The sequence below is a fragment of the Pseudomonas sp. GW822-FHT03F08 genome (assembly GCF_058801265.1).
Genome location: NZ_JBXANC010000002.1, coordinates 381,209 through 392,476, shown reverse-complemented (window position 1 = coordinate 392,476; position 11,268 = coordinate 381,209). Strand labels below are relative to the sequence as shown.

At 56.8% G+C, this 11,268-nt stretch carries 8 protein-coding genes; all 8 read left to right on the top strand.

All coding sequences use genetic code 11. The annotated features are described in order from the left end of the window. Positions 1 to 86: 86 nt before the first annotated feature. Entirely contained in the window at positions 87 to 452 is a 366-nt protein-coding gene (locus AC1RME_RS05640; RefSeq protein ID WP_096820366.1) for a response regulator, read from the top strand. Between the two features lie 204 nt (positions 453 to 656). Then, positions 657 to 4,523: a hypothetical protein gene (locus AC1RME_RS05635; RefSeq protein ID WP_493090696.1), complete on the top strand. Its 3,867-nt coding sequence runs from the start codon at positions 657 to 659 to the stop codon at positions 4,521 to 4,523. An 83-nt stretch (positions 4,524 to 4,606) separates the two neighbouring features. Further along, entirely contained in the window at positions 4,607 to 5,899 is a 1,293-nt protein-coding gene (locus AC1RME_RS05630) for a glycosyltransferase (RefSeq protein ID WP_096820364.1), read from the top strand. 146 nt (positions 5,900 to 6,045) lie between these two features. Further along, a complete protein-coding gene (locus AC1RME_RS05625; protein WP_096820363.1) occupies positions 6,046 to 6,924 on the top strand; it encodes a PI-PLC domain-containing protein in 879 nt (292 codons plus the stop codon). Positions 6,925 to 6,977: 53 nt separating this feature from the next. Continuing rightward, on the top strand, positions 6,978 to 7,883 hold the full coding sequence (locus AC1RME_RS05620) for an AraC family transcriptional regulator (protein ID WP_096820362.1): 906 nt from the start codon (positions 6,978 to 6,980) through the stop codon (positions 7,881 to 7,883). Between the two features lie 227 nt (positions 7,884 to 8,110). Beyond that, complete coding sequence (locus AC1RME_RS05615; RefSeq protein ID WP_096820361.1) at positions 8,111 to 9,421, top strand: ABC transporter substrate-binding protein; 1,311 nt, start codon at positions 8,111 to 8,113, stop codon at positions 9,419 to 9,421. An 80-nt stretch (positions 9,422 to 9,501) separates the two neighbouring features. Then, positions 9,502 to 10,428 carry a carbohydrate ABC transporter permease gene (locus tag AC1RME_RS05610; RefSeq protein WP_096820360.1) on the top strand — a complete coding sequence of 309 codons (927 nt, stop codon included), beginning with the start codon at positions 9,502 to 9,504 and terminating at the stop codon, positions 10,426 to 10,428. An 8-nt stretch (positions 10,429 to 10,436) separates the two neighbouring features. Beyond that, a complete protein-coding gene (locus AC1RME_RS05605) occupies positions 10,437 to 11,267 on the top strand; it encodes a carbohydrate ABC transporter permease (RefSeq protein WP_096820359.1) in 831 nt (276 codons plus the stop codon). Position 11,268 lies beyond the last annotated feature (1 nt).

The window sequence follows — 11,268 nt, the reverse complement described above, 5'->3', positions numbered from 1 at the left end:
TTGTGGCTATGCGCCACTTACTCATGCAAGAGCCCGGCAATTTTGATCGACCGGCGCCACCCTCCCCATTCTTGAGAGCCGCCACTATGTCCACCACTGCGTCCACCATCCTTGTAGTAGAAGACGATGCCATCGTGCGCATGCTGATCGTCGACGTGCTGGAGGAATTGGAGTTCAAGGTTCTGGAAGCGGACGGCAGCGAGCAGGCGCTGGAGATCATCAAGGATGTGAATCAACACATCGACCTGATGATGACCGACGTCGGCTTGCCGATCATGGATGGCCGTCAATTGGCTACTGAAGCGCGCAACTTGCGCCCTGCTCTACCCATTCTGTTCGCCAGCGGCTATGCCGAAACCATTGAAGTGCCGGCAGACATGCATGTGATCGGCAAGCCGTTTTCCATTGATCAATTGCGTGACAAGGTAAAATCAGTTCTTGGTCAATCCTGAGACCGAAACTTCCATCCGAGAAAAATCCAACGGGCAGGTCTTCAATCTGCCCTGACCAACTTTGAAACCAACTACAACTATCCACTCGCGGCAAAACACACTTACTCTGGCGCCGCCCCCCCGTAGTTGTGAGTTTGTTGCATCTCCAACTTTCACACACAGGGAGGTCCACTACCGTACAAACAATTCAAGGATAAATTGTTCATGCAACTTGCACAGAACGGAAGCCTGCTGGGTGTTGATAATGTTGTGTTTGATTCCGGGTATTTCGCCGAACGCCAGAAACTTGATCAGGCAGAGAAAGCCAGCATCGCTTTAACACTCTCAGGTATTGCGGATAACTGTGCGCACGGTGAATCCGTTGACTTGCACTACACCACTGTTTCACGCCTGTCGGACACCACGTTTGACAGCGCTGTCGAATATGCCCGCATCGCCTTGTCGAAGATGCTGGAAACCGAAGACTTTCTATTTCTCGCAGAGAAACATTCTCTGCCTGTCGGCACTGTCGTGTGCATCGACGAACAGGCCAGACTCAGGGTATGGGTCAATGATTCCTGGGTTGAAATCACCCACGACGCCGTGATCACCTCCGAACTGCGAGAGGACATCCTCACGCTTGGTGAGTGTGCGTTACAAACCGGTGGTTATGTGTTTTGCGCCGAGGTGTTTGGCCTCAAGCAATGGCTGAACTTTCATCAATACACACTGCCCTCCACCGTTGCCGAAGTACGCGATCTGATTGCCTGGCTGGAATTTCAACTGCCGGACAGCCCGGTGACCGGGGATTATCACGAATTGCTGATGGCGCCTGCCGAATCAGCCTTCCACCTTTCGGCCGTCGAACGTCAAACGATCAAGCAGATCGCGAAGGAGACAACACAGAGCCGGGGCAGTCTGCTGCAACATATCGCCACGCCGGACTACAAGTCGCTCCCGGCCAGCCTGAGACGCGAGCGTGCAGCCATTTATCTGGATCATTTACTGCAGACACCCGAGGCCGTTGCGCTGGGCATCCGTCTGCATGATCGCCTCGGATGGCATCTGGACGCAGACCATCAAGAAGTGGCCTCGCGGCAGATCAAATGCATGGTGGCTACGGCGCTGATTCTCGATCTCGGATTTGAAGTCGAACGGCATGCGAAAGTCATTGCCGGTTTTCAGTTGTATCACCCGAGCAATGCTGCCAAAACGGCGCCGCAGGTGGTTGAAGCGTTTGAATGGCAATTGACCCGCGAATTGCAACTGGACCCGCTCTACGCTCCGTTGGCTGCTCACCTGCTGCTGGCCTGCGCCGCACCACAGTTACTGGTTCAACAAACGCCCGCCGAGTTGACCATCGGCAAGCCAGGTTGGGTGATCGTGTCTCAGGCTGTCGCACTGATCGAGCTGACGGCACCCGGGGCATCGCGCTTGATGACCTACGACCGGATCAAGGCGTTTTCGGAATTGGCGCCCGTCAGTACAGCTCAGCGCACGCTGCACGAGTTGACGACCATCGCACCCATCATCCAATGGGCAATGCTCAACGGTGTCCTGCCTGATATCACCGGCAACGACGATGACCTGAACGCTTTTACCACCGCCGCCAACCGTTTCAGCCAATATGTGGAAGCGTTGAATGACGTCGAAACGGGTATTGCGATTGTGCCGCCTGATCGGCGGGAGTTGGCGTTGCAAGAACTGAAACGCGTTATGCCTGAGGGTGATTATCTTGAAGAAAAAGTATTCAAGGCCAAATTCGATCCTGCATTGGGTGAGCGCAATTTTCTTGAATGGTTGATTCTTTATCATCCGGTCAGTCTCGGTAATGTATCGGGCGAAAACTCCAAGATAGAGAGACTGCGCGCTTCGGTTCTCGACCTTTACATGTCGGGTGATCTGGTCGTAAACGGCAAACTGACTGACAAGTTCATGACCACGGAAAAACTCAACTCGCCCCCTGGCGCTTTTTCACGACTCAGTGAACTGAAACCGATTGATTCGATATTCAACAAGGCTTTTGAGCAATACCACCAGACACTCAATAAGTCCCAGGCGGCCATCCTGAAAATGGCAGTCTCCCACTTGCCAGAGCGTGACAGGACAATGATCGCCAATGGCTTGATTACCTTATATACCGTCCGAAAATCGGTAAATCCTCTTAATCCATTTGAGGAAACCCTACGCCAGCGCAATGCTGCCAAGGGCCGTTACGGCATTATCCTGGGATGCCAGCTAGGCAAGGTTTTTCGCTGTTACGAGCTGTTTTCGCTCAGGGGACTCTGTCGCGAACGACCGGAGTTGGCCGATATGCTGCAATCCAGCAGTGTGGCGTTCGAAGAGCCATCACTGTCCTATTTGGGTGCCGATACGGACTTTCAACCCAAAAAACCTGAGCGGCAATGGCCTCTCGACGTTGATGCCTATTTGAATGGCAGCGAGCCGAAACGAGGGCTGACGTCCAGTGTAATCGTAGAAAAACTCTGGAATTTCGCCTTGGCTTCAGATGAAGTCCAGCCAGTCCCACTGTTCTTTTCCCGAGCGCTGGAAGCGCTGGCTGAGGGCGTATTGGGCAATCACCCGGTAGCCAGCCGTGAAGAACTTTACTCGGCGTTGTACGCGCAGACCGAGTTGCAAAAGATACGCGTCGATAACGAAACAGTGAATGACGCCATCATCAATGTGATCGTGCCCTTCAAAAAATGCATTGAGGACATCCGCTCCGGCGATGCACATCGAGTATCCGAAGGCATCGGCGGCTGCATACTCGATGGACTGGCGCTGTTGGGGCTGGTAGTCGGGTTCGGGGCCACAATTGTCGGCGTCGTCGGCAAGACGACATCTACGACTGCCAAGGTTCTGAGTATTGCCAAGGCGGGTGTTCACTTTTCAGTGTCGATCTTCAATCCGCTCGATGGCTTGCCGGCGCTGGCTGTGCAAGGGGGACGACTGGCCAGGAAAGGTGCCCTGCTCCTGAGCAAACACGGGCTCAACGCCGTGGAAACCGCCACTGGCCAACTGCGCAGGCTGACGGGCAGTGCTCAGTCTTATGACCTGGTCAAGGCCGCGCAAAAAACCGATTTGTTTCAGGGCACCTGGAAAGCGGCGGATGACCTGGGGGATCCGGTCAATCTGCTGGCACTTCAGCGCAACAGTGACTGGTACGCCTTGAACCTGAGGGTTGGCGGTGCATGGGGGCCGACATTGAGAAACCTGAAGGTGTCACCACTGGCGCCACTTCGACAGTTTTTCGGTCGTGCCAAGCCTTTCAGTTACACCCGGGCCTATGTGAAAAAAGCACTGCCGGCCGCCAAGTCGAAACTCGACAATGCGACGCTGATGCTTCTGGATACCGACAGCGCTGACGTGCGAGCCGTCCTCAAGCATGTTTTCGGCAATGACTCCGATGAAGTGCTCAAGCATGTGAAGTCAAACTTGCACAAAATGCGAAACGACCTGGACTTCGTCACGCTCGCCAACATGTCTTTCAGAAAAGGCTCAGAGGCTAACGCTGCGTTGCGCCCGGTGGTTTACAAGCGCTGGAAGACCAGCGTCCTCGATGGTTCGTATCTGAAAAACACACCTGAGCGGTTTCTGGTGATCTACCCCGAAGGTCTGGACGATTATTACCGTATGGCGAAGTACGATGATGGCCGAATCGGTGATGTACTGATTCATGAAATGGCGCACGGCGCGCCGGATTCGCTGGATCTGTACTACGGGCAAATGAAACACGCCGGGGCCGGGCCTGCGGATATGGACGTGGCCGGGTTACTGGATTTCGCCAAGGACGCCCACAAGGCGCACCCTAAAAACCTGTCCAATCCGCATTTCAAGGCTATCAATGATGAGGGATTCGAGCTGTTGGGGCTCATTGAGAATACTTTGCCGACACTGGTGAAAAAACACCCGGCACTGCTCAACGCAGACTCCTACTCTCTGGCAGTTTCCATGCTCGATCAGGTACGCACTCACCGGGAAGCGTTCTTGCTCAATCTCGCCCGGATTCAGAACGGAGTGAAGAAAACCAACCAACTCGGTTTCATCGATGGTTCGGTTCGGCTCAAACTCGCCAGGGCATCGATCTGAGAAAAAGCGGATCGGCGGACGCGCGCATTGTGTTCTAATTCGCGCGCCTTTTTTTCGTCTCTTCGTCCCAGGAATCGTTTCTCATGAGTCAGCCCGCAACCAAAGTCCTCGTCATTGGTTACGTCTGGCCGGAACCCCGCTCCTCCGCTGCGAGCGGGCACGTGATGCAGATTCTCGAGACCTTCCTGCAACAAGGCTGGCAAATCACCTTTGCCAGCCCTGCCGGCACCGGTGAGCACCGCGCCGACCTGACTGCATTGGGCATCCGCGAAGTCCCGATCGAGCTGAACAACAGCAGCTTCGACACCTTCATCAGCGAACTCGCCCCGGATATCGTGCTGTTCGACCAGTTCATGATCGAAGAGCAGTTCGGCTGGCGAGTGGAAAAGCACTGCCCTGATGCCTTGCGCGTTCTGGAAACCTCGGATCTGCAAAGCCTGCGGCATGCCCGTCATCAGCGGTTGAAGGATCGCCTCAAGCTCAGCGATGACGCCAACGATTTCGATCAGCTGTTTGCCCCGGCGCTGGCCGAAGAGTTCGACCTGATGGCCGACACCGACCTGGCCAAGCGCGAGATCGCCGCGCTCTACCGCTGCGATCTGAACCTGATGATTTCGCAGGTGGAAATCGAGTTGCTGGTGCAGCAGTTCAAGCTGCCGCCCGAGTTGTTGCACTGGTGTCCGTTGATGGTCGAACCGCCCAGCGCACCGGCGAAACCTTTCGAGGAGCGCGCGCACTTCCTCAGTATTGGCAATTTCCGTCACGCGCCGAACTGGGACGCGGTTTTATGGATGAAGTCGAGCGTCTGGCCACTGATCCGCGAACAACTGCCCAAAGCACAATTGCACATCTACGGCGCCTACACGCCGCCCAAGGCTGCAGCACTGCACAATGCAGCGCAGGGTTTTCACATCATGAACTGGGCCGAGGATGCGTTGCAGGTCATGTCCGATGCGCGCATCTGCCTGGCGCCCCTGCGTTTTGGCGCCGGCATCAAGGGCAAACTGATCGATGCCATGCTTTGCGGCACGCCGAGTGTCACCACGCCGATTGGCGCTGAAGGCATGCATACCGACCAACCCTGGCCGGGCGCTGTCTGCCGTACGGCGCAGGATCTGGCCAATGCCGCGGTCGAGCTTTATCGAGACGAGGTGCGTTGGCAAGCGGCCCAATCCCAGGGGCACGCGCTACTCCAGGAGGTTTATCAGCAGGCCATACATGGGGCGGCGCTGATCAACAAACTGCTGGACTGTCGCGCAAACATTGCCCAACTAAGACGCAACAACTTCACCGGCAGCATGTTGCGACATCACTCGCACAAGAGCACGCAATACATGGCGCAGTGGATTGAAGCAAAGAATGCAAACAAACAATAAAGCCCGGAAATTTATAAACACAACAACCAACAACCTGTATCAATCGATAGATAGCCATCTGAAAAGCTAAACACTATAAACATCCTGCCCGCGCCACTTTCGTTATTAAAGAGTGGCGTCTCAATTAACTTATGCAGGATGCATGCATGACCGATATCAATAACTACGCCTCCTATAACTGGATGGCGGCGACACCGTCCATTGATTCACTTTCGATATCCGAACTGACCCTGCCGGGAACCCACAACGCCGGCAGCGACTGGCGCGCCAGTTATCCAGTGTTCGGCCCACCCCGTCATTGGCTGGCTTGCCAGCATGACTCGTTTCACGCCCAACTTCACCATGGCGCACGGGTGCTGGACATTCGCCTGGCCTACGAGCCAAAGGCCGAAGGCGTCGGCAGATTCCGTGCTCACCATGGCGGACACCGCAACTCCCGAACCCTGGGCAGCTTGATCACCGACGTAGAAAACTTTCTGAAGAAAAACCCGGACGAGTTCATTGTTCTGGACTTCCACAGTCTCGACGGTAACGACTTCGATTATGACTACTTCAATAAAATGATGATTCACCTGCTCGGACATCGCTTGATCCCGAGCAGAAACCTGAGCGCCGGCCTTGGGCAACTCAAACACATCAGCAAAGAGCAACGTGTATTCGCGGCCGCTCGGTCACACTGGCAACTTGATCGCAACGTGTTCATCGATTACATCAACCATGAATGGTCGGGCAGCGATCTGACCGGCTCGGCGGAGTTGAAACAGTTCATCGGCAATGTCCTGAAATCCCCACCTGGCGCGTGGAAACCCTGGTCGTTGTCCGCCACCTGTTACACCGCACTGGGCGGCCCGGTTGATATTCATAAAGAACTGAACGAGTGGTTCGATCCAGACAACAGTGATTGGGCAATGAAGTGCAACGTCATCAACGTCGACTTCATCGAAGAGAGCAACATCGTGTCGTTCTGCCGTGCCGTGAATCAAACCAAGGCCCACCTGCGCCCCGCTGATCGCCTGCTGGCGTAACGGGCGCGCAAAGAGGCATGATCGCCGGGCGATAACAAAAAAAGCGCCCGACCATGACCCGAACCGCCCGCGTCACCGACCCCTCTTATGAATTGATGGATGACCACAACGGGTTGTCCATCATCTATCGCCAGCACGGCTTCCCCTGCCCGCTGGTGCGCTGGCATTTTCACAAGGAATACGAACTGCACCTGATCGTGGCCAGTTCGGGCAAGGTATTCATCGGCGACTACATCGGCAACTTCTACCCGCAGACGCTGTTCCTCACCGGCCCCAACCTGCCGCACAACTGGATCAGCCAGGTGGCCGAAGACGAAGTGGTCGAGAAACGCGACATGCTGGTTAACTTCACCGATGAACTGTTCGAAAGCGGCCATCAGGTGTTCGCCGAACTCAAGACTCTGGCGCCACTGCTGGAACGCGCGCAGTACGGCATCGAATTCCGCTCACCGCAGACGATTCGTCAGGCCATGACCCTGATGCAACGCATCGCCGATTCAAGCGGGATCACCCGTCTCGGACACTTTTTCATCCTGATGGAATTGCTGGCGGCCTCCGACGACTACCAATTGCTGTCTGGAGCAACCACGCCGCAACTGGCCGACGAACACAACATCGACCGCACCAACCGCGCGGTGGATTACATCTTCGCCCACTACGCCCGCGAACTGCCGCTGGAGGAAGTCGCCGAACACCTGGGCATGAAACCGACCTATTTCAGCCGCGTGTTCAAGCAGGCCACGGGGCGCAATTTCATCGAATTCGTCAACCGTCTGCGCATCAGCAAATCCTGTGAACTGCTGGCGGACGGTGACAAACCGGTGACCGAGGTGTGTTTCGAATCGGGCTTCAACAACATCTCCAATTTCAATCGGCGCTTTCAGCAGCTCAAAGGCATGACGCCCTCGCATTATCGGCGGCTGGTGGTGCAGCGTCTGACCGAGCAAAACCACGGCTGACGCCCGAAAACCTGTACGGTTTCATTGCCCTCGCCGTCCTGAAACGCCCTTCCCTGTGTTTGTCGCCTCAATCGAGAGTGCAAAAAAGTATCGATTCAAGTGCTAGGGATGATTTGTCAGCCCAGCGATTGAAGGCTGTAATCAGTGCACATTCTTCCTGCAGCCGGAAGACACAAAAACAATAACTGTCCTTCTGTCCCCCACCGGGTGCAGAAAAGGAGTGCACGATGCAACCCACTGCAAAAGCTCTGCTTGCCCTCACCTGCATGACCCTCAGCAGCGTCAGCCTTGGCGCCCAGACCCTGACCATCGCCACCGTCAACAACAGCGACATGATCCGCATGCAAAAGCTCTCGAAAACCTTCGAGACCGAGCATCCGGACATCAAGTTGAACTGGGTCGTGCTGGAAGAAAACGTCCTGCGTCAGCGCCTGACCACCGACATTGCCACCCAGGGCGGTCAGTTCGACGTGTTGACCATCGGCATGTACGAAGCCGCACTCTGGGGTGCAAAAGGATGGCTGGAACCGATGAAGGATCTGCCGACCAGCTACGCCCTCGACGATGTGTTCCCGTCGGTGCGTGAAGGCCTGTCGGTCAAGGGTTCGCTGTACGCCTTGCCGTTCTACGCCGAAAGCTCGATCACCTATTACCGCACCGACCTGTTCAAGGACGCCGGCCTGACCATGCCGGAGCGTCCGACCTGGGAGCAGATCGCAGGCTTCGCCGAAAAACTCACCAACAAGGACAAGGAGCAATACGGCATCTGCCTGCGCGGCAAGGCCGGTTGGGGCGAGAACATGGCGCTGATCACCACCGTGGCCAACGCTTACGGCGCACGCTGGTTCGATGAGCAGTGGAAACCCGAATTCAGTGGCCCGGAATGGAAGAACGCGCTGAACTTCTATGTCGACACCATGAAAAAGTCCGGCCCGCCGGGTGCCTCCAGCAACGGTTTCAACGAAAACCTCGCGCTGTTCAACAGCGGCAAGTGCGCGATCTGGGTCGATGCCAGCGTCGCCGGCTCGTTCGTCACCGACAAGACCCAGAGCAAAGTCGCCGATCACGTCGGCTTCACCTTTGCGCCGCATCAGGTCACCGATAAAGGTTCGGCGTGGCTGTACTCGTGGGCACTGGCGATTCCGACCAGTTCCAAGTCCAAGGACGCCGCCAAAGAATTCAGTGCCTGGGCCACCTCAAAAGAGTACGGCGAACTGGTCGCCAAGACCGACGGCATCGCCAACGTACCGCCGGGCACTCGTGCCTCGACCTACAGCGACGCCTACATGAGCGCCGCACCGTTTGCCAAGGTCACGCTGGAGTCGCTGAAAGCGGCTGACCCGAGCAAACCGACCCTCAAGCCTGTGCCTTACATCGGCATTCAACTGGTGACCATTCCTGAGTTCCAGGGTGTGGGCACCCAGGTCGGCAAGCTGTTCTCGGCGGCACTGATCGGCCAGACCACGGTCGACCAGGCGCTGACCGCCGCCCAGCAAACCACCGAACGCGAGATGAAGCGCGCGGGTTACCCCAAGTAACCACTGCCCTCTTCAATTGAAGGAAGGGAGCTTGCTCCCTCCCTTCAAAGAACTCGCTGTATCTCGAGTATGTGATCGCCATGAATACTTCAACTGCCAAAGCCCACATCGACCTGTCGCAACCCCAGCGCAAAAACCGCGTGGCCAATCCCGGCTGGTTTCTGGTCAGCCCTTCGGTGGCCCTGTTGCTGCTGTGGATGATCGTGCCGCTGGGCATGACCGTCTATTTCTCGATGATCCGCTACAACCTGCTCGACCCGGGCATCAATGAATTCGTCGGGCTGGATAACTTCACCTACTTTCTGACCGACTCCGGGTTCCTGCCCGGCGCCACCAACACTTTGCTGCTGGTGGGCAGCGTGTTGCTGATCAGCGTGGTGTTCGGTGTGTTGATCAGTGCGCTGCTGGAGGCCAGCGAGTTCTTCGGTCGCGGCATCGTGCGGGTGATGCTGATTTCGCCGTTCTTCATCATGCCCACGGTCGGTGCGCTGATCTGGAAGAACCTGATCTTCCACCCGGTGTCCGGGATCCTGGCCTACCTCTGGAAGCTGTTCGGCGCGCAACCGGTGGACTGGCTGGCGCACTACCCGCTGCTGTCGATCATCATCATTGTTTCCTGGCAATGGCTGCCCTTCGCAATCCTGATCCTGATGACCGCCATGCAGTCCCTCGACCAGGAACAGAAAGAAGCCGCCCGCCTCGACGGCGCCGGCCCTGTCGCGATCTTCTGGCACCTGACCCTGCCGCATCTGGCGCGGCCGATTGCCGTGGTGGTGATGATTGAAACCATCTTCCTGCTGTCGGTGTTCGCCGAAATCTTCACCACCACCAACGGCGGCCCCGGCTACGCGTCGACCAACCTCGCCTACCTGATCTACAACCAGGCGCTGGTGCAGTTCGACGTCGGCATGGCCTCGGCCGGCGGCCTGATCGCCGTGGTCATCGCCAACATCGCCGCGATCATTCTGGTGCGGATGATCGGCAAAAACCTGACTGACAAAGCCTGAGGCCTGCCATGACTCTCCAACAATCCCGCCGGCTGCAAAGCCTGCTGCTCGGCACGCTGGCCTGGGCCATCGCGATCATCATTTTCTTCCCGATCTTCTGGATGGTGCTGACCAGTTTCAAGACCGAAATCGACGCTTTCGCCACGCCGCCGCAGTTCATCTTCACGCCGACGCTGGAGAACTACCTGCACATCAACGAGCGCAGTGATTACTTCAGCTTTGCCTGGAACTCGGTGGTAATTTCCTTCAGCGCCACGGCTCTTTGCCTGCTGATCGCGGTGCCGGCGGCCTACTCGATGGCGTTCTACGAAACCCAGCGCACCAAAGGCACGCTGCTGTGGATGCTCTCCACCAAAATGCTGCCGCCAGTGGGCGTGCTGATGCCGATCTACCTGCTGGCCAAGAGTTTCGGCCTGCTCGATACGCGCATTGCGCTGATCGTGATCTACACGCTGATCAACCTGCCGATCGTGGTCTGGATGATTTACACCTACTTCAAGGACATCCCCAAGGACATCCTCGAAGCCGCCCGCCTCGACGGCGCCACGCTGATGCAGGAAATGCTCCGGGTGCTGCTGCCGATCGCCAAGGGCGGGCTGGCCTCGACCGTGCTGCTGTCGCTGATCCTGTGCTGGAACGAAGCGTTCTGGTCGCTGAACCTGACCTCGTCGAAAGCCGCGCCACTGACCGCGCTGATCGCCTCCTACTCAAGCCCCGAAGGATTGTTCTGGGCCAAGTTGTCGGCCGTCTCGACGCTTGCCTGCGCGCCGATCCTGATATTCGGCTGGATCAGCCAGAAACAACTGGTGCGCGGCCTGTCGTTCGGCGCCGTGAAATAAG